We start from the raw sequence: 21,575 nt of genomic DNA, 5'->3' as shown, positions 1-21,575 counted from the left end.
AAATTGCTCGCCTACAGATATCCTTAAGGCGAGCAATTATTATGTGTAACTATTATTAATGTTTGGTTTAGAAACCTAAGCTAGCTTTAGAGTTAGCATAAGTCCAAGAAAATGCCGATGTTTCAGCACCAACAGTTCCTTCTGTAACAGCAGATGAAAAAGTAGCGGCATCAGCTTCAAAAGTAGTGCTGTCAGTAGTATCGTTAAATACTTCAGAAGAGCTGGTAACACCTGTTGGTAAAACTATTTCCCAGTTTGTCAATACTAATGTACCGGCAGTATAGTTTGCAGCAACACCTTCGTTATCCAATTCAACATCGGAAAGTACTAAATCGGTACCTATACCTGTAAAACCAGTTACTAAGATATTGTTGTTAGTACCTTGTGCATTTGATCTGAAATCAGCGATTTCACCTCCAGCAACATTATCGTCAAGTCCTATCAAAGTGGCATTTGTTAATGTGTATGTACCTTGTAAAGAGCCTTCTGGACCATCAATTTCTAATGCATGGTCAGAAATACCACCTTGTACAACTACTGCATTGTCAATAGTACCGGAGTAAGCTTGGTCAATATCAAGACCATCATCACCTTGTGCCCATACGAATAGGTTGGTTGCGTTTACTGTACCACCGAAGAATTCTACGCCATCATCAACATTACCAACAACTTCGATGTTATCTACAGTCGTTCCTGTACCTACAGCACCTAAAGTAAGTCCGTTGATTTCATTTCCTTCACCTATTAAAGCACCACCGTGACGAATTGAAATGTACTGTAATGTACCAGAATCATCTGCAGCATCACTACCACCATATAATCCCTTGTCACCATCAGTATCAGTAGGAATTCCTTCAATTTGTGCAGATTCGGCATCACCATCAAAAGATGCAGGTGCATTACCTAACACGATTAAACCACCCCAAAGACCGCGATCATTTTGGTCAAGGTTTGTTCCGGCAGTTTCACCAATTTCTATATTGTCAGCAGCAGAAGTGAATACAATAGGTTGAGTAGCAGTACCTACAGCTTCAATTTTACTACCTCTTGTAACTACTAGTACAGAAGCGTTAGCACCAGAACCAGCATTAGCTTTTATAATTGTACCCGCCTCAATAGTAAGGGTAGCCCCTTCGGTAACGAAAACTCTACCATCTAAGTTCACTATTTTGTCGGCTGTCCATGTAACATCGGTTGTAATGTCATCAGTTACGGTAATGGAAGTTTCTACTTCAGTTTCAGTTGTAACCGTATCAACCACAATTACTTCTTTTTCAACTTCTACAACAGTTTCTTTTTCACAAGATGCTGCAGCAATAATAGCGGTAACTGTAGCAAGTGACCAAATAATTTTTTTCATCGTTTCTTTTTAAATTTATTAATTTAATTAGGTTGGCAATTGTGTTCTAAGCACATAAAATTTAATTGCACGGCAAAGAAAGAGATGGGTTGTAATGTTCGGGTTAGATCCATGTTAAACATTTATTTTGTTAATGTTATCTAAATGTTACTACATTAAATGAATGTTAACTACCTTATCAGTAATAGTATTATCTTTACTTTTGAGCGAATCAATCCATTTTAAAAACCATGAAAAAGAAGGATATTAGGATACTTTTAGTTGACGATGAACCAGACATCCTAGAGATTATAGGTTATAATCTATCCGCAGAAGGATACGACGTTTATACTGCTAAGAACGGTACGGACGGTGTTGCGAAGGCTAAGAAAAAACTGCCACATCTTATTATGTTAGATGTAATGATGCCAGAGATGGACGGTATAGAGGCCTGTGAAATCTTAAGAAGAACACCGGGTATGGAAAGTACCATAATAACCTTTTTGACCGCTAGGGGAGAAGATTATTCTCAAGTAGCCGGTTTTGATGCCGGGGCAGATGATTACATTACTAAGCCTATTAAGCCTAAAGTTTTGGTAAGTAAGGTAAACGCACTTCTTCGAAGAATTAAAAATGAGGAAAACGCTCAAGAAGATATTACCAAGGTAGGTGATATTGTCATTAACAGGGAAGAATATAAGATCATTAAAAAAGGTAAAGAGATTATTTTGCCAAGAAAAGAATTTGAATTGTTGGCCTTGTTAACGTCTAAACCTAGTAAAGTGTTTAAACGAGAAGTCATTCTTGATAAAGTTTGGGGTAATGAAGTGGTTGTTGGTGGTAGAACAATAGACGTACACATTAGAAAGCTCCGTGAGAAAATAGGTGAAGACCATTTTAAAACCGTAAAGGGAGTAGGATATAAGTTTGTACTCTAAATGGCAGCGCCTTTACGTTCAAAAAAATCATATCGCTTTGCATTTCGATCATCGCTCTATATTGTAATAATCGGCATTTCTGTATTGGCCGTATTACAATGGAGATTTAGTACCATAAACTGGGGTATTTTGATGTTTGCGGCACTGTTTTTCTTTGTTATCTCCTTTATAACATTGCAGTTAAGGATAGAAAAATTCATTTATAAACGTATTAAGAAAATATACGATGATGTTGAATTGTTAGAGTCCAGTACCATACCCTCGTATCCTGTAACAACGGATATGAGAACCCTAACCGCAGAAATAGAAAAATTTGCCAAGGACAAAAGAATTGAAATTGATACCTTAAAGATTCGTGAAGAATACCGTAAAGATTTTTTGGGTAATGTTTCCCACGAGCTAAAAACACCATTATTTACGGTGCAAGGTTATATAGAGACCTTGTTAGATGGTGCCATTGATGATAAGAACGTACGCAAGAAGTATTTGATAAGGGCAAATAAAGCGGTAGATCGTTTAATTTATATCGTAAAAGATCTAGACCTTATTACAAAGTTAGAAGTGGGGGATCTTAATCTTGAAAAGCGTTCTTTTGATATTATAGATTTAATACAGAGTGTTTTTGATCTATTGGAAATGAAAGCGGCAAAGAAGAACATTACCCTTACTTTTGATATGGAATATATTGATCCCATATTTGTCTTTGCCGATAAAGAAAAGATTCAACAGGTTCTTACCAATTTGTTGGTGAATTCCATTAAATACGGCAACTTTAACGGTACTACAGAAGTGAGCGTAGAAAATCTTGTCAAGAATAAGGTTATTGTAAGGGTGACCGATAATGGAGAAGGTATACCGGCAGTACATATACCAAGACTTTTTGAACGTTTTTACAGGGTAGATCAAAGTGGTAGCCGTCGTGAAGGCGGTTCTGGCTTAGGGCTTGCCATAGTAAAACATGTTATAGAGGCACATGGCGAAAAAATCTACGTAGAAAGTGCCGTAGAGGTAGGATCTGAGTTTTCTTTTACTTTAGAGAAAAGTATCGTTCAAATAGAGGAAGTACAATAATCGCTAACCCTTGCTTTTTTCTTAGATTTGCCCCAGTTTAGATGTAATCATTGTGGGAAGTAAGAATAAGTTAAAAAGATTTCAGGAAAACGAGACGTTTTCAAATGTAATTCAGCCAACCAGAGAAGAGGTGGTAGGTGGTTTTCCATTAAAGGGAAAATGGAATACACACTTTAAAAATGACAATCCTATTGTTTTGGAATTGGGTTGTGGTAAGGGTGAGTATACCGTTGGCTTGGCAAAGAAATTTCCAAACAAGAATTTTATTGGTATAGATATCAAAGGTGCCCGTTTTTGGAAAGGAGCCAAAGAAGCTATTGAAGGTGATCTACCCAATGTTTGCTTTATACGAACACAAATAGAACTGATCGATCATATTTTTGGTGCGGCCGAAGTTTCTGAAATCTGGATTACCTTTCCTGATCCGCAAATAAAATATAAGCGTACAAAGCACCGTATGACCAATGCTACATTTTTGGAGCGCTATAAACAAGTTTTAAAACCAGAAGGAACGGTTAATTTAAAGACAGATAGCGAGTTTATGCACGGGTATACTTTGGGCTTATTGCATGGTCTTGGTTTAGAGGTACTGTATGCTAACCATGATGTATACAAAAATGAAGGCAGTCCTAAAGAGGTGTTAGAAATACAAACTTTCTATGAAAATCAGTACCTTGAAAAGGGAAAGCCTATAACCTTTGTTAGGTTCAGGGTAAACTAAATCAATGCAACAACTACCAACCTTGTTTGTTTTTACTTTTGGTGCAGCTTTTATTGCATCATTGCCACCAGGTCTGCTCAACTTAAATGCAGCCAAGACCAGTGTGGAGAAAGGTAAGGCAAATGGTATTATTTTTGGATTGGGAGTAGCACTGGCTGTAATGGTACAGACCTATATTGCTGTACGTATCGCCAAACTAATATCAAGAAATCAACATGTTATAGAGGTGTTGCTACAATTGGCATTGGGCATCTTTTTTATATTGGCGATCGTGTTTTTTATCAAAGGGAGAAATCAGAAAAGTAAACCTTTAATGTTGGTGGAGACCAAAAAACGAAACAGTTTTTCAAAAGGGGTGTTCTTGGCGCTCATTAACCTACTGGCCATACCTTATTACAGCGGACTTAATACTGTGTTTCACTCTCAGGGTATTATGACCTATGAAATTATAGATGAGGTACTATTTATATTGGCAACGGGTAGTGGTACCTTTTTGGCAATGTATTTATATGTTATTTATTTCAATAGATGGGAGCATAGAGCGGCTTCATTCTCTAAGAACAGTAATTATATTTTAAGCGGATTAATGGTATTGCTATTTATCATTACTGCTTTTCGATTATTTAATTAAACGATAGGATGCCATGAAACCTGAAAATGAGAATTTCTTTGAAAGAGTATATCAGGTGGCACGGTTAATTCCTGAAGGTAGGGTAACTTCCTATGGTGCTATTGCCAAATATTTGGGTGCGGCACGTAGTGCAAGAATGGTAGGTTGGGCAATGAACGCATCTCACACGATGGATGATATACCTGCACATAGGGTCGTCAATAAGGCTGGGATATTAACCGGAAAACACCATTTTGACGGTACCAACCTTATGCAACAATTGTTAGAGGCAGAAGGTGTTCAAATTAAAGATCTGCAAATAGTGGATTTGGATAAACATTTCTGGGATCCGTTTACTGAGCTTAAAGCAGAATTGTAATGCTATTGAAAGGTTAACGTAAACGTCGTTGTTTCATTTGATGTTACGCGTATTGATCCCCCATGTAAACGCATAATCTGTTTGCTTAAACTAAGCCCTATTCCGGTACCAGTACTTTTGGTCGTAAAAAATGGAACAAAAACCTCATCTAACATTTCAGGAGAAATACCAGGACCATTATCCGTTACGGTAATATATTTCTTGCCTTGTGGAGATTCACCAGCCGTGATCACTATTTTTCCTTCTTCTTGACCTTCTAACGCTTGTTGTGCATTTTTTCCCAGATTTAGGAGTATTTGGGTAAGTTGTTTTTCATCAATATACAGTTCTAGATCTTTAGGTTCTGCGATTACCTCAAGAGTGATGTCATGTGCATTGGTATATTCTTGTAGTAGGAGGCGAACTTTTTCTAAAATTTTGGTCGCTGGTATTAGTTCTCTGTCAGGTTCAGGTACACTTAAAAAAGTACGGTAAGACTGTACAAAACTCATAAGGTCATTACCCTGTTCTTTAATGACCTCAAGACCTTTGGCGGAATTCTTTATTTGTAGTTCTCCAAATTCTTCTGGGGTAGTCAGTTCATTACCTTTCTTAAAGTATTTTAAAATAGATTCAGAAATAGAGGTTATTGGTGTAATGGTATTCATGATTTCATGCGTAAGTACACGTATAAGCTTTGCCCAAGAATCTGTTTCTCTGTCATCCAATTCTTTTTGTATATCATGAACTACGACTAATAGTAGTTGCTGTCCTTCAATGGAAATTGGGGTGCATTTTAAAGTTAGCTCTTTTTTTCCTCGTTCATTGCCAAGTGAGTGTATGGTACTTTCAAACGGTTGTAAATTTTCAAACAATCCATAAAGACCAGGGTCTATTTGCTTTAATTGCTTTACATGGTTTAAAGGTCTGTAATTGAGCAAATCTTGTACGGTAGGGTTGGCATAGAGAATGTGTCCTTTATCATTGACGGTAAAAATGCCTATATCCGCTTGTCGTAAAATCTCTTGGTAGTATTGTTCTTGCGCCTGTTTTTTAAGGTGAATATCTTGAATCATGTTGTTTAACATATTCAAACTATGGTTCAATTCTTCAATAGACTTTACGCTTAGTTTTTCGGGAAAGCGCAGGGTAAAATCCTCATTTTTTATAGCATCAAAAAAATAGGCTATTTTTCTATTCGTTTGGTTTACATAATGTATAAGAGCGTACACCAATCCTATAAATATAACGGTTAAAATAACACCGAGTAAATACTGTTCTTTAGAAAAAAGAAAAGCGGTACAAAGTGCACAAATAGCAATGAGAACAATGCGAAATACAAGTTGGTAGTATATGCTTTTGCTGACCATTATTTCCCTGATTTTTTAAGTTTATTGTAAAGTGTTTGTCTGGAAATACCCAATTGGTCCGCTGCGGCACTGTAATTACCGTCATTGTCGTTAAGGGCTTTGGTTATCATCAACAATTCCATTTCTTCAAGGGTTTTTGGTCCGGCTTCCATTGCAACGGCTGGTTTTGCGTCCAATAAAAAATCAGTTGGTTTTAGTACATTTCCTTCAGATAAGATTACGGCACGTTCCATAGTGTGTAGAAGTTCCCGTACGTTTCCTGGCCATGGGTAGGCCATTAATTTTTCTTGTGCAGTTTGGTTTATTTTTAAACTTGGTTTACCATATTTATGGGCATATTTTTTTAGAAAATAATCTGCCAGAACCAAAACGTCATTATCACGATCGCGCAATGCAGGCACCTGTACTTGTATGGTATTTATTCTATATAACAGATCTTCTCTAAAAAGTCCGTCTGCCACCATTTGTTCTAAATTACAATTGGTTGCACATACCAATCTTATATCTACAGGTATGGGTTTGTTTGATCCTACCCGTACCACCACTCTGTTTTGTATGACCGATAATAGTTTGGCTTGCATCTGCAAAGAAAGATTCCCTATTTCATCTAGGAACAAAGTACCTCCATTGGCAGCTTCAAACTTACCGGCACGGTCATCTTTGGCATCTGTAAAGGAGCCTTTTACGTGGCCAAAAAGTTCGCTCTCAAATAAATTTTCAGAAATAGACCCCATATCCACAGAAATAAAAACCTCATTATTTCGGGCAGATGATTTATGAAGTTCTCTGGCTATAAGTTCCTTTCCAGTACCGTTCTCCCCGGTTACTAAAATATTTACATCGGTTTTGGCAACTTTCTGCACAAGGCTCAGTACACTATTAAGTGCTTTTGAATTACCTATGATGTAATTGGAATTCTGATTAATAACCTGTTTTAGGTTACTCTCTTTCTGTTTTAAGTGTTGTACTTCTTTCTGTGATTTTCTAAGTTCGTAGGCAGATTTAACCGTAGTTAAAAGTCGTTCGTTATTCCAAGGTTTCAATACAAAATCTGTTGCCCCTTCTTTAATAGCTTCTACTGCAAGCTCAACGGCACCATAAGCCGTCATCATAATAACCGATATGTGCGGAGCCTTTTTCTTAATTTCTCGCAGCCAATACAATCCTTCGTTACCGGTATTCACTCCGGCAGAAAAATTCATATCCAATAATATGATATCTATTTCCTTAAGGTTGGGAAAAGATGAAAGTAAATTAGGGTTAGAAATGGTTTGTACACTTTTATATTCAAACTGTAATAGTATTTCTAATGCGCTGAGCACGCTTTTGGTATCATCTATTACAAGAATCTTGGCATCGATCATGATTACGTTCTTTTTAACTCATTTAAATCTACACATAGAAGTTTGTATTTTCATATCACTGTAAAAAATTTTGACAATATCTGTACAACATTTTTACACTGATAAAATATTGTCAAATTTTATTACAAGTTAAATACCTGTAAATCAATTATTTAAAATTATGGCACGCATATAGTATAGAGAATGGCATACCAATAAAGAAATGAACAAAAAATTTAAAATAACGACACTTTTACTGCTGACCATTTGGGCATCTGTATTTGCTCAAGAAAGTTGGACATTAGATGAATGTGTTTCATATGCCTTAGCGCATAATTTACAGTTGAATGATTTTAAGTATACTAATCAATCTAATAAAGAAACCTATAGACAATCGGTTCGTAACTTGTTGCCATCGGTAAATGCATCATCTAGTTATCTTGTTAATTATGGTAGGGCAGAAGATCCTAATACGGGAACATTTGTAAATCAGGATTTCTACTCTAATAATTATTCGTTGGAGTCTTCCATTGATTTGTTTCAGGGATTTCAAAAAATAAATGCCATTAAAGCATCTAAATTGTTGTTCAAAGCAACCAAAGAAGATGTGCTGCAACAAAAATATTTACTGGCATTTAGGGTAATGCAAGCCTTTTATGATATTCAGTTTTTTGAAGGATTGGTAGCAATCTCAAAAGAACAGTTAACGGTATCGCAAACCAATTACAACTTGGTAGAAAAGCAGGTAGAATTAGGCTTAAAAGCCGGTGCCGATCTTTATGAGGCAGAGTCGTTACTATTGACCGATAAATTGAACGTAACACAAAGTGCCAATCAATTGGCGACGGCAAAATTAACCTTGATCCAAGAAATGAACTTGGAGAATACCTCTAAAATTGAAATTACAAAAGAATTGCCGCAAGTGGTAACAGATGCAATGGTTAACGAAATAAAATCTGATGCTGTTTACACCGAAGCTCGCGAGTTTTTACCATTGATAAAAGCTCAGGAATTAAGAGCTAAAGCAGCAAGAAAACAGGTTGCGGTCTCCAGGGGAAGATTGTATCCGTCACTTTCTTTCTTTACAGGAATTGGTACTGGGTATTTTGAAACTACGAGAGACACGCTTGGCAAAACCTTACCATTTAGGCAACAATTTAGGGACAATACTTCGCAGTATATTGGAGTGAATTTAAGTGTGCCCATTAGTAACGGTTGGTCTGCACGATCACAGGTGAAGCAATCTAAAATAGAAAAGCTTCGTGCAGAGAATAATTTAAAGACACAAGAGCAAGAGCTGTTTCAAACCATTCAGCAATTAGTGCAAGATTATAATTCATTATTGGTAGAATTGGTGCAGAGCAACCAAAAAATGGAGGCGCAGAATTTAGCCTTTACCATTGCTCAAAAAAGATATGAAAAAGGACTGATAAATGCTTTAGAGCTTTTTACCGCCAAAAATTTATATGCTAGTGCACAAAATGAGAATTTGCAGGTAAAATTACGTTCAGAGATCAATAAAAGCACATTGGACTTTTACCGAGGACTACCAGTATTTAATATTGAAGCCAACTAAATTTTTATTTGGAACTAGCAACCAAAAACGAACAAAGAACAACGAACAAACGATTACCATGGATATAAAATTAGAAAAGAAAAAAGGATTAAAACCAAAACACTACGGTTACATTGCTCTGGGTGTATTGCTACTATTTGTAGGTTACCAACTGTTATTTGCCAGTTCGGTATCCACATTTAGAACCGAGAAGGATAAACTATCGGTTGCTGAGGTGTCTGCAGGAAAGTTCGATGATTATATTACCATTAACGGTAACGTTGCGCCTATTGCAACTATTTATATGGATGCCTATGAAGGTGGTCGTGTAAGCGAAAAGTTAATAGAAGAAGGTGCTATGGTCAAAAAAGGCGATATCATCTTAAAGCTGGAAAACATGAATCTGTACGAACAGATTTTGGCGAGTGAAAGTAACCTGGCATTAAAGCAAAACGATTTAAGATCCACAAAATTGAATTTCGATTCTAGACAAGTAGAAGGTAGAAAGTCATTGGCAACGGCAAGTACAGATCTGCAGCGGTTAAAGAGAAATTACGAACAGAACAAAGCGTTGTTCGATGAGGAATTAATATCTAGGGAAGCCTATCAACTATCAAAAGAAAACTATGAACTTTCTCAAAAGCAGCATGAAATTGTAAAGCTACAGACCGAGCAGGATGATGAGTTACGCGAAACTTCATTAAGAGGTCTGGATACAGATTTGGCACGTATGCAAAAAACATTGGGTATGGTGTACCAAAGGCTGGATCATTTAAATGTACGGGCTCCTGCAGATGGTCAATTAGGATTTTTAGATGCTGAAATTGGTCAAAGTATTGCCCAAGGGCAGCGTATTGGGCAAATCAACGTGTTAACAGATTATAAAATAGAGGCAGATATAGACGAGCATTATATTGATCGTGTAAAAAGAGACCTTACTGCGGTTTTAGAGCGTAATGGCGCAGAATTTCCGTTGCGTTTACGCAAAGTATATCCAGAAGTTAGAAATGGTAGGTTCAAGGTAGATTTGGTATTTACCGATAATAAACCAGAGACCATACGTTCAGGACAGAGCTACAATATTAAATTACAATTGGGAGAATCTAACGATGCGCTTTTATTACCAAAAGGAAGCTTTTTTCAGAGTACCGGCGGTCAATGGATATTTGTACTAAACCCAGATGGAGGAGAAGCCATAAAAAGAAATATAAGAATAGGAAAACAGAATTCTAGATACTATGAGGTATTGGAAGGCTTGGAACCAGGGGAAAAAGTAATTACCAGTAACTACGATAACTTCGGGGAAGCGGAAAGAATTGTACTAAAATAGCTTCGGCTCCGCTCAGCTACCTTAAGTGTTTGGTTTCGAACCCTGAGCGTAGTCGAAGGGTAGAAAGTAGGAAAGAATTATCTTAAAATAAAAACTGTCACATCAGAGAATTTTCGATGTCATTATAACAATCAAAAAGAAAGAAACATGATAACCATTACAAACCTAAAAAAGAGTTTTAGAACAGAAGAAGTAGAAACCTTGGCATTAAATAGTGTCAACCTAAAAGTAGAAGATGGCGAGTTTGTTGCCATTATGGGACCATCTGGTTGTGGTAAATCTACATTATTGAACATCATTGGTATGCTAGACAACCCAACGGAGGGTAGCTACAATTTTGCAGGTAATGAAGTGGGAGGCTTAAAGGAGAGCGAGCGTACCCAACTGCGTAAGGGTAATTTAGGTTTTGTATTTCAGAGCTTTAATTTAATAGATGAGCTTACCGTTTTTGAAAACGTAGAGCTACCATTGATCTATTTAAAAATGGGAAAGGCAGAACGTAAGGAGAAAGTAATGAAAGTGCTGGAACGTATGAAAATAGCACATAGGGAAAAACATTTTCCCCAGCAATTATCAGGTGGTCAGCAGCAACGTGTGGCAATATCAAGAGCGGTGGTTACCAATCCGAAATTAATACTTGCCGATGAGCCAACGGGTAACTTGGATTCTAAAAACGGAATTGAGGTAATGAACTTGTTGACAGAATTAAACCAAGAAGGAACCACTATAGTAATGGTAACACACTCGGACAGAGACTCACACTACGCGCATAGAGTTGTAAATCTATTTGACGGTCAAATCGTAACTGAAAGTCAGAATAGGGCTATAGGTGCCATGATGTAGGGGAGTTTATTCATCAATCAATCATTAATTCTGTTCACTGAGCATAGCCGAAGTGAAGATTACTAATCGACCAACAAACCAAACCAACCAAACCAACCAAACTTATCCCTTAATCACGGATAATAATTTAATCATCGATCATAAAAACGAGAGCCATGTTCAGAAACCATCTTAAAATAGCCTGGAGAAGTATTAAGAAGGATACGCTATTTGCTACCATTAAAATTGGTGGCTTTGCTGTTGGTATAGCGGCTTGTCTTTTAATAGCCTTATTCATTCACAATGAAGTGGGTTATGATCAGCACTATACCAAAAAGGATCAGTTATATAGGGTAGTGTTAGAAGGCATGTACAAAGGTGAAGTCATGAAAAGCACTCACTTTCAATTACCCTTTGCGGAAGCCTTGCAAAATGATTTTCCAGAAATAATAAAGGCAGGGAAAATAAATACAATTGAAATTTTTGGGGCAGGTAAGCGCGGTATTCGCTTAGCTGGGGCAGCTCAAAATAACTTGGAAACCGGCTTTGTGCTTGCGGATCAAGAAGCATTTGAACTTTTGGAGGTGAAGTTGCAACAAGGTAATCCTAAAACCGCATTGGCAAATCCAAAAAGTATTGTCATATCGGAAACCAAAGCGGCAAAGTTTTTTAATGGGGATAAAATTTTGGGCGAAACCATCATTTTAGATAATGATGAGAGTACTCCGTATACGGTAACCGGGGTCATGAAAGATGCTCCAAAAAACTCACATCTAGCCTATGACTTTCTTTTGCCTATAGAAGATACCAATGCAAACTGGACCAACCAGAATTACTTTACCTATGTGTTGGTAGATGACCATACGAACGTGCGGGAATTGGAACAAAAAATTGTTTCTATTGTTGAAGACTATATTATACCTGCACAACGCGAACGAGGGCGTGCTCCAGACTTTATTGAGGTGCTTAGAACCATGAAGTACAAACTACAGCCCATAACCGATATTCATCTGTATTCGGATATTAAAATGTCAGACGGACTTAAACATGGCGATATTCGTTTTGTTTGGCTTTTTGCCGCTGTAGCCGGTTTTGTGCTATTATTGGCGGTAATCAACTTTATTAATCTTTCTACCGCAAAGTCTGCCAATAGGGCTAAAGAAGTTGGCTTAAGAAAAACCATTGGTGCTTTTAAAAGCAATTTGATAACGCAATTTTTGACCGAATCTATGATGTTTAGTTTTGTGTCTTTTCTATTAGGCGTGCTATTAGCTTGGGCATTACTGCCAACATTTAACAACATGGCATCTAAAACTATAGAAATGCCTTGGTCTGCTTGGTGGTTTGTTCCGGTAATAATAGTTGCCGCTCTTTTGGTAGGTGCTTTGGCGGGCTTATATCCGGCATTTTATTTGTCGGCATTTAAACCGGTAAATGTTTTAAAGGGAAGTCTTAGTATTGGCAGTAAAAGTGGCAAACTAAGGAGCGGACTCGTTATTTTTCAATTTACTACATCGGTAGTACTGATCATTGCCACTTTGATTATTTACAAACAAATGGACTTTATTCTTCAAAAAAAATTGGGGTATGATAAGGAACAGGTTGTTGTTCTAGAAGGTACCGGAATCTTAGGGGAAAGTGCTGAAAATTTTAAAGAACAACTACTTCAATTGCCACAAGTGAAATCGGCTACCATTTCTAATTATTTGCCGGTAGATGGTGGTAGTAGAAACGGTAATACATTTAGAAGGGAAGATGAAGGAAATGAAGGTAGAGGTATACCTGCCCAAATCTGGAGAGTAGATTATGATTACATTAAAACGCTGGGAATTTCGGTTAAAACAGGAAGAGATTTTTCTAAGCAATTTGCGTCTGATGCTTTGAACTCAATTATTATAAACGCCAATATGCAACGTGAATTGGGCTTGGAAAACGCTATTGGCAAAGAACTAAACAATAACGGTCAACAGTTTAGGGTCATAGGTGTAATAGATGATTTTCACTTTAAGTCCTTAAAAGAAGATATTTCTTCGCTATCGCTCGTAATCGGTAAAGATTTAGGGTCTATATCGCTAAAGTTGGAAAAAGGAAATGTGAATGAAGCCTTGGCTTCAATTACTTCGATTTGGGATAAAAATGTGCCCAGTCAGTCCATTAATTATAGTTTTTTAGATCAAGAGTTCAGCCATATGCACGATGATGTGGAACGTATGGGTAAAATATTCAACAGTTTTGCCCTGTTCGCCATTTTAGTTGCTTGTTTAGGCTTGTTTGCACTATCTGCCTTTATGGTAGAACAACGTAAAAAAGAGATCAGCATCCGCTTGGTTTTAGGGGCTCCGTTTAAAAGCATCTATAAATTGCTTACCGTAGATTTTATGAAACTGATTATAATTTCTATCGCCATTGCCATACCTGTAGGGTGGTATTTAATGAGCCGTTGGTTAGAGGATTTTGCCTACCACATCACTATTGGTTGGGGCATATTCTTTATCGCAGGATTCATTGCATTGACCATAGCTATTTTGACCATAAGCTATCAATCTATAGGCGCTGCGCTGATACAGCCTTTAAAAAGCTTGCGTAAAGAATAATTCATCATCAAAAAACAAAAATCATGATCAAAAACTATTTAAAAATCGCTTGGAGAAACCTTTGGAAGAACAAGGGCTATAGTATGCTGAATATCTTTGGTTTGGCAATAGGTATCACCTGTGCAGCCATGATTTTGCTTTGGGTAGAAGATGAGGTTGGTTATGATGCTAATTTTGATAAGCAAGACGTGGTATATTATGTACCCACAAATCAGCAATATGAAGGTGAGTGGCGTACATTTCATTCAACTCCCGGTCCGTTGGCAGAAGTTTTAAAGGAAGAGGTGCCAGGTATTTTAGGTGCAGCCCGAACAAAAGAAGAAGATTTTTTATTTCAGGTAGGTGAAACGGCCATCAATAAAAATGGACGTTACGCAGATCCTGATTTTTTAAGTATGTTCAGTCTGTCATTTGTGGAAGGCAATTTAGAAACTGTTTTTGATGATGTAGATGCCATTGTTATTTCACAAGAAACGGCTACACAATTATTTGGTGAGAATATTTCAGCAATTAACAAAGTAATTAAAATAAACAACGAAGAAAGTTATACCGTTTCAGGAGTTTACGAAGATTTGCCGCACAATGTAACCTATAGTTTTGATTGGGTTGTTCCTTTTGATCACTTTGCAAAGGATAATGAATGGGTAAACGACTATGATAGAAACTTCGCGGACACTTTTGTGGAACTTTCTCCAGAAGCAAATTTTGATGTGGTCAATAGTAAAGTAAAGGCAATACTACCAATGAAAACCGAGGACGATGAAACCATCGCCTTTTTATTCTCCATGAAAGATTGGCATTTACGTTCGGCATTTGAAGGCGGTAAAAATATAGGAGGACAAATAACCTATGTACGGCTGTTTAGTCTTATTGCACTCATTATTTTATTAATTGCCTGTATCAATTTTATGAACTTGGCTACGGCACGTAGCGAGAAAAGGGCAAATGAAGTAGGGGTGCGTAAAGTTTTAGGCTCTGGGAGAAAAGGACTGATCTCTCAGTTTATGGCAGAAGCGATAATCACAGCAGGGTTATCTGCCGTGTTAAGTGTGCTTTTGTTAAAGTTATTGGTGCCGCAATTTAATACCATGATCGGCAAACAATTAGCGCTAAACCTGGTAAACCCAACGCATTTGTTAACGCTGTTAGGTATCACATTGATTTGTGGCTTGGTTGCAGGCTGGTATCCGGCATTTTATCTGTCATCTTTTAAACCTGTAGACGTTTTAAAAGGAGCAAGAAGGTCAAAAGGAAGTGCCTCAATGATAAGAAAAGGGCTGGTAGCTACTCAGTTTGTTGTATCCATAGTATTTATCATCAGCACCATTATCGTCTATCAACAAGTACAGTATGTAAAAGGACGCGATTTAGGCTACAATAAAGAAAATCTGGTGAAAATTCCCGTTAACGGAGATATGATCAAAAACTTCAAACCTATTGAAGAAGACATGAAAGCTTCGGGGATGATAGAAAGCATCGGATTCATTAATTCTGATATTTTATCCGGTGGAAATAATACATCGGGGTTAAGCTGGCAAGGCGGTGTAGATACTGAAGATGTACTGGTATCGGTTAGAGATATTACAGTAGATTTCTTCAACACTACAGGAATGAAAATTATTGAAGGACGCGGTTTTAGTAACAATCCTGCACAGGACAGTGTCAATATTATTGTCAGTGAATCTTTTGCAAAACTTATGGGTAGCGGCAGTGCCATTGGTAAAACTATAGAAGAAGATTATCCTGTGATAGGGGTTGTAAAAGATTATGTGTACGGAGATATGTATGGTTCAAGTGACCCTGTCATTTTTTTCAATGACCCTAGTCAAGCACGTTTTTTGTATGTAAAAACTAAAACGGGAATAGAAACAGCATTGGCACTAAATGCAATGGAAGCAACGTTGCATAAGTTTAACCCGGTGTTTCCTTTTGAATATGAATTTGTGGATGACACTTACGATGCCAAATTTAAGAGTGAACAATTAATAGGCAACTTATCCCAGGTTTTTGCACTGCTGGCCATCCTAATATCTTGTTTGGGACTCTTTGGCTTGTCCGCTTTTACTGCGGACCAACGTAGAAAGGAAATTGGCGTACGAAAGGTGCTAGGTTCAAGTATTACAGGTATTGTGGCCTTATTATCTAAAGATTTTATGAAATTGGTAGGTATGGCAATAATAATTGCAACGCCAATAGCCTGGTTGTTAATGCAGAATTGGTTAGAGGGTTTTGCATACAGAACTTCAATTAATGCTTGGGCGTTCATAATTGCCGGGGCGGTAGCCATTGTAATAGCGTTATTGACCATTAGTTTTCAAGCTATTAATGCAGCAAGGGTAAACCCGGTAAAAAGTCTAAGAACAGAGTAGTGGATTTGTAAATATATTGGACATAATCTGTCTAAATATTTGACACTTAGTATTTTGTGTGTTTATATAAATAATTGAAAATCAATACTTTGTATTCTTGGCATAGAAATAGAATTTAATACTCCGTAATCAAGCATCAAAAAACGAGAACCATGTTTAAAAACTATCTAAAAATCGCCTGGAGGAGTCTAAAAAAGCAAGCCTTTTTCACTTTTCTAAACACCTTCGGTCTAGCCATAGGAATGGCGGGGGCATTAATTATATCGCTTTATATCTACGATGAGCTTAGTTATGATAAAATGTTTGCCAATGCAGATAGGATTTATCGTATAGACTCTGATATTAAATTTGGTGGAGCGGAAATTAAGGCGGGGGAATCTGCCGCACCAATGGCGGAAACCTTAAAAAGAGACTATCCACAGGTAGAAGCTTCAGTGCGTTTTAGGACCATAGGTAGTGCTTATGTAAAAAAAGTTGGGGGAAACAGAAGTGCCAAAGAAAACCATATCACCTATGCCGATTCCACTGTCTTTGAATTTTTTGGGATAGACTTACTTGCGGGTGATACCAAAACAGCATTAACGGGGACTAACTCATTAGTCCTTACTAAAACTGCAGCAGAAAAACATTTTGGTTCTACTGATGTTATAGGTCAAAATTTATTGTTGGATAATACCGATACCTATACGGTAACCGGTGTTATAGAAGATATGCCCAAAAATTCTTATTTCAATGATTACAGTGTGTTTTTGGCAATGGCGGGCAACGTGGCATCAAGAGAAGATAATTGGGGCGGTAATAATTATTTTACATTTATAAAGTTAATTCCCGGTGCCAAGGCTGAAGATTTTCAAGAGCCCTTACAAGGTATGTTAGAGCGTTATATGTTGCCATGGGCGCAAAAGTATTTTCCAGGTATGACGGCAGAGTCGTTTGCGGCATCCGGTAATTACATTCGGTACCACACCATGCCCTTGACCGATATTCATTTGCATTCAGATAAAAGCTCGGAAATGAGTGCAACGAGCAGTATTCAGAATATCTACATTCTTTCTTTTATTGGGCTGTTCTTGATCATATTGGCAAGTGTTAATTTTATGAATTTGTCTACGGCTCATTCTTTAAAGAGAGCTAAAGAAGTAGGGGTGCGAAAAACCTTGGGCTCAAATAAACTGAATTTGGTCTTTCAATTTTTAACCGAATCAGGATTAATTGCATTTGTGTCTTTGTTAGCGGCACTATTGATTACACTGGTAGCTTTGCCGTTTTTCAATGGCTTTACAGGAAAATCAATTGAAATTCCATTTACGCAGCCCTTATTCTGGTTGGCGTTATTGGGGGCAACTATGTTACTTGGGCTGTTGTCAGGAAGTTATCCGGCGTTTTTTATGTCGAGGTTTACACCTGTTAAAACGTTAAAGGGTAACAGTTCTGAAAGTGTGGGCAATGGTAGGGTACGTAATGCCTTGGTAATTTTTCAATTTTCAATTTCGGTATTTCTTATTATCAGCACCTTGGTAGTATTTCAGCAATTGAATTACATACAGAATAAAGATTTGGGCTTCTCCAAGGACCAAGTATTGCTAATAAATGAATTGGGTGCATTAGGGTCCAAAACCAAGGCTTTTAAAGAACAGATTGCTAATATGGGTTTTGTAGAGAGTGCTACGTTGAGCAATTATTATCCAACGCCATCTTGGCGGTCAGATACTTCGTTCTTTGAAGAAGGTTCTAGAGATCAAGAAAGTGCCATTCAAATGCAAGAGTGGGATGTAGATACAGATTATCTAAAAACTATGGAAATGGAACTGGTTGCCGGTCGCGATTTTAATTCCGCCTATGCATCAGACTCTACAGCTATTATTATCAATGAAGCTACGCTGCCTATTTTAAATGTTTCGGCAGAAGAAGCTTTAGGAATGCGCATATCCGAGGAAATGGATCAAGAAAATCCTGCCTACTATACCATAATTGGAGTGGTCAAAGACTTTCATTATAGAACGTTAAGAACGAATATAGGCGCTTTGGGAATGCATTTGAATTCAAATGCACAGAACATGGCGGTAAGAATGAGTGGTGGAAATTATGCCAATAATATTGCTGCGATAGAAAATACGTGGAACACCATGGCGCCTGGTCAACCTTTTGATTATCGGTTTATGGATGAAGCCTTTAATACCACCTACGAAGCCGAACAAAAACTGAGTCAGATATTTTTCATTTTTACTATGCTGTCCATTTTTATTGCTTGTTTGGGATTATTTGGATTAGCTGCCTTTAATGCCGAAAAACGAACAAAAGAAATCGGTGTTAGAAAAGTGTTGGGAGCTACTGTAAGTCAAATTTCTTACCGGCTTACGGTAGATTTCCTAAAATTAGTGGGCGTAGCCATATTGATTTCTTTGCCCATAGGCTGGTTTGTCATGAATAAATGGCTTGAAGATTTCTCATACAGAATTGAGATTGGTGTTGGGGTATTCCTGTTGGCGGCTGTGCTTGCCATCATCGTGGCAATACTAACGGTAAGCTACCAAAGTATAAAAGCGGCAATTGTAAATCCTGTTAAGAGTTTACGGTCGGAATAAGTAAAGCATCAAACTTCATCAATCAAAAAGAACATCATGTTAAAGAATTATATCAAAATAGCTTGGCGTAATTTAATAAAGAACAAGCAGCAAACTATCATCAACTTATTGGGTCTTACGCTGGGTACCGTAAGCTGTTTAGTAATATTGTTATATGTATTTGCGCAGTTGGGTTATGATCAGCACCATAACCAGGCGTCATCAATTTATAGGGTGGAGACAATTATAGATCGTGATGGTCAAGAATCTTTTGATTCCGCCACCTCGTCACCACCAATAGCATTTGCATTAAAAGAAGATTTTGCCGAGGTAGAAGAAGCAACCAGAGTTGTATTGACCGATGCATTTTACAGTCCACTAATAAGAGCGACAAATAGTAAAGATGCTTACTATGAACCAAGGGTCTATTTGGCAGATTCAACTTTTTTCAAAGTATTCAATTTTAAAATACTTGAAGGTGATGTAAAAACGGCTTTAGATGAACCCAATACCGTAATGCTGTCATCATACTTGTCCGATAAGTTATTCGGCAAAACCAGTCCTTTGGACAAAACTGTAGTTTGGGGCAGTGGAGAAAGTGCGTTAACCCTTACCGTAAAAGGAGTTTATGATGCAAAGGCTTATAAAACGCATTTTAATCCTAGTTACATTGTAAGCATGAGTACTCCGGGAATGGGAACCTTTGTACAGAACTTCCAGAGCTTTGCCACCAATAATTTTGCCTACAGTTATGTGAAATTGACCTCAAATGGTAGTGGTTTAGGTCTTCAACGGAAATTGCCCCAGTTTATGGAAGATAGAGGAGCGCAAGATTTAAAAGATGCCGGTATGAGCAGTAAGACGCTAGAGCTTACAAAGGTTACTGATATTCACTTGTACTCCAACGGTAGAAAAAATCAGCTGGGTCGCGTATCCAATAGTACCTACCTTTATTTTTTACTGAGTTTGGCATTTTTTATACAATTGGTGGCATGTATTAATTTTATAAATCTTAGTACGGCTAGGGCTAGTAAAAGGGCGCGTGAAATTGGGGTTAGAAAAGTAGTTGGCGCAGGTAAAAATGCATTAATGCGGCAATTTTTGGGCGAGTCTTTGTTACTGTCCATATTCGCCATGTTTATCAGTATTCCTATAGTTATATTGCTTTTGCCATTTGTAAATGAAGTTACACAGGAATCATTGACCTATACAAGTTTGTACCAATGGCAGATTTTGGTAATATTATTGGCTATAGGCGTAATTACAGGTTTGGCTTCAGGTGTTTATCCTGCTATAGTCCTGTCTTCTATAAAACCGGTGAGAGCATTAAAAAGTTCGGCTATTTTACAATCTGGTAGCGGTACCTTTAGAAAGGCTTTAGTAGTATTTCAATTTGTAATTTCTATATGTTTAATAAGTACGGTAATTGTAATAGGCCAACAGTTTAAATATGCCCAAACCAAAGACTTAGGTTATAAAAAAGATAACCTTTTGGCATTGCGGGTAGGGACCGAAGAATCATCTAATAAGTTTGAATCTTTAAAAGCATCATTTTTAAAAGTACCGGGCGTATTACAAGTGTCAAGTGGAAATTATTCGCCGTCGGAAATTATATTGGCAGATAATGGATTTTACTTGCCAGGCGGAAATAAGGAAAATAAAACAGTGGTAAAACGTAACGGCGTTAGCGATGGCTATTTTAACACCATGGGTATAGAATTGTTGAAAGGTAGGGATTTCAATGCTGCCGATACCGTAGACCAGATCATAGTGAACGAGGCTACGTTAAAGGCTTTTAATATTGATATTGAAAACGCGTTAAGTGCTACTTTGATGCAAAGTTATGGCGATGAAATTGACGAATTACGAATTATAGGTGTGGTAAAAAACTATCATTTTGCTTCCTTAAAAGAAGAGATTCAGCCCTTGTTCTTACATAAGGAAACGGAACCTAATTGGCTGTTTATTAAGGCAAACACAGAAAATTATGGTCAGTTGCTACAAGGTTTGGAACAACAATGGAAATCTACGTTAAGTAACATCCCTTTTGATTATAGATTTGTAGATAAAGAAGTAGAAAAGTTATACGAAGAAGAAAAGCGTTTAGGGTTTATCTCTGTAGGATTTACCATTTTAGCAATATTCATAAGCTGCTTGGGCTTATTTGGACTTATCTCCTATGTAGCGGAGCAAAAGAAAAAAGAAATAGGTGTACGTAAAGTGTTGGGCGCAAGTGTACAGTCAGTAGTTAAATTACTAACGAAAGACTTTATTAAATTGGTACTCATTGCTTTTGTATTGGCATCACCAATAGCCTATTACTTTATCTCTAGATGGTTAGAGGGTTTTACGTATCGTATAGAAATTAAGTGGTGGGTGTTTTTGGCAAGTGGTGTACTTGTTATGGTTATCACATTTTTGACCGTGGGACTGCAATCATTAAAATCAGCAGCTGCAAATCCCGTAAAAAGCTTGCGTTCAGAGTAATTTTTGAAATGTATGGTCAAAACTTGGTTTAGCATTGATGACAATGGTGTAACATTCTAATTTTTAAGTAGTCATTGTAAACATATTGTACATCTTTTGTCAAA

At 37.3% G+C, this 21,575-nt stretch carries 15 protein-coding genes; 12 read left to right on the top strand and 3 right to left on the bottom strand.

Annotated features, from left to right (window positions below):
* Positions 1–67: 67 nt before the first annotated feature.
* Positions 68–1,360, bottom strand: coding sequence for a hypothetical protein (locus tag YQ22_RS06230; protein WP_071340492.1), 1,293 nt, complete (start codon positions 1,358–1,360; stop codon positions 68–70).
* 230 nt (positions 1,361–1,590) lie between these two features.
* Here YQ22_RS06230 and YQ22_RS06225 point away from each other — a divergent pair, with 230 nt between their 5' ends.
* The 5 genes from YQ22_RS06225 to YQ22_RS06205 all read left to right on the top strand — a co-directional run bounded on the left by YQ22_RS06225 (position 1,591) and on the right by YQ22_RS06205 (position 5,058).
* Positions 1,591–2,277, top strand: coding sequence for a response regulator transcription factor (locus YQ22_RS06225; RefSeq protein ID WP_071340491.1), 687 nt, complete (start codon positions 1,591–1,593; stop codon positions 2,275–2,277).
* 132 nt (positions 2,278–2,409) lie between these two features.
* Positions 2,410–3,348 carry a sensor histidine kinase gene (locus tag YQ22_RS06220; protein ID WP_394332431.1) on the top strand — a complete coding sequence of 313 codons (939 nt, stop codon included), beginning with the start codon at positions 2,410–2,412 and terminating at the stop codon, positions 3,346–3,348.
* Positions 3,349–3,400: 52 nt separating this feature from the next.
* A complete protein-coding gene (gene trmB / locus YQ22_RS06215) occupies positions 3,401–4,069 on the top strand; it encodes a tRNA (guanosine(46)-N7)-methyltransferase TrmB (protein ID WP_071340489.1) in 669 nt (222 codons plus the stop codon).
* Between the two features lie 4 nt (positions 4,070–4,073).
* Positions 4,074–4,700, top strand: a complete 627-nt coding sequence (locus tag YQ22_RS06210) for a LysE family transporter (protein WP_071340488.1) — start codon at positions 4,074–4,076, stop codon at positions 4,698–4,700.
* Between the two features lie 13 nt (positions 4,701–4,713).
* Entirely contained in the window at positions 4,714–5,058 is a 345-nt protein-coding gene (locus tag YQ22_RS06205) for an MGMT family protein (protein ID WP_058104949.1), read from the top strand.
* Positions 5,059–5,060: 2 nt separating this feature from the next.
* On the opposite strand, the gene YQ22_RS06200 is transcribed toward YQ22_RS06205, so the two are convergent.
* Together YQ22_RS06200 and YQ22_RS06195 are read right to left on the bottom strand one after the other, a co-directional pair.
* Positions 5,061–6,407 (bottom strand): sensor histidine kinase, encoded by a 1,347-nt coding sequence (locus YQ22_RS06200; protein WP_071340487.1) that lies wholly within the window; start codon positions 6,405–6,407, stop codon positions 5,061–5,063.
* Complete coding sequence (locus tag YQ22_RS06195; protein ID WP_071340486.1) at positions 6,407–7,771, bottom strand: sigma-54-dependent transcriptional regulator; 1,365 nt, start codon at positions 7,769–7,771, stop codon at positions 6,407–6,409. Before YQ22_RS06195 ends, YQ22_RS06200 begins: the two co-directional genes overlap by 1 nt.
* Positions 7,772–7,973: 202 nt before the next feature.
* Here YQ22_RS06195 and YQ22_RS06190 point away from each other — a divergent pair, with 202 nt between their 5' ends.
* The 7 genes from YQ22_RS06190 to YQ22_RS06160 all read left to right on the top strand — a co-directional run bounded on the left by YQ22_RS06190 (position 7,974) and on the right by YQ22_RS06160 (position 21,471).
* A complete protein-coding gene (locus YQ22_RS06190; protein ID WP_071340485.1) occupies positions 7,974–9,326 on the top strand; it encodes a TolC family protein in 1,353 nt (450 codons plus the stop codon).
* Positions 9,327–9,384: 58 nt separating this feature from the next.
* Positions 9,385–10,635, top strand: a complete 1,251-nt coding sequence (locus tag YQ22_RS06185) for an efflux RND transporter periplasmic adaptor subunit (protein ID WP_058105135.1) — start codon at positions 9,385–9,387, stop codon at positions 10,633–10,635.
* Positions 10,636–10,782: 147 nt separating this feature from the next.
* On the top strand, positions 10,783–11,478 hold the full coding sequence (locus YQ22_RS06180; RefSeq protein WP_058104953.1) for an ABC transporter ATP-binding protein: 696 nt from the start codon (positions 10,783–10,785) through the stop codon (positions 11,476–11,478).
* Positions 11,479–11,633: 155 nt separating this feature from the next.
* On the top strand, positions 11,634–14,051 hold the full coding sequence (locus YQ22_RS06175; protein WP_071340484.1) for an ABC transporter permease: 2,418 nt from the start codon (positions 11,634–11,636) through the stop codon (positions 14,049–14,051).
* Positions 14,052–14,074: 23 nt separating this feature from the next.
* Entirely contained in the window at positions 14,075–16,420 is a 2,346-nt protein-coding gene (locus YQ22_RS06170) for an ABC transporter permease (protein WP_071340483.1), read from the top strand.
* A gap of 152 nt (positions 16,421–16,572) precedes the next feature.
* A complete protein-coding gene (locus YQ22_RS06165; RefSeq protein WP_071340482.1) occupies positions 16,573–19,005 on the top strand; it encodes an ABC transporter permease in 2,433 nt (810 codons plus the stop codon).
* 36 nt (positions 19,006–19,041) lie between these two features.
* Positions 19,042–21,471: an ABC transporter permease gene (locus tag YQ22_RS06160; RefSeq protein WP_071340481.1), complete on the top strand. Its 2,430-nt coding sequence runs from the start codon at positions 19,042–19,044 to the stop codon at positions 21,469–21,471.
* The last annotated feature ends 104 nt before the right edge of the window (positions 21,472–21,575 follow it).

Origin of the sequence: Maribacter sp. 1_2014MBL_MicDiv, from assembly GCF_001865655.1 — a bacterium.
Classification (GTDB): Bacteria; Bacteroidota; Bacteroidia; order Flavobacteriales; family Flavobacteriaceae; genus Maribacter; species Maribacter dokdonensis.
Note: the sequence above shows the minus strand (reverse complement) of the source record. Positions and strands in the feature narration are given on the sequence as shown.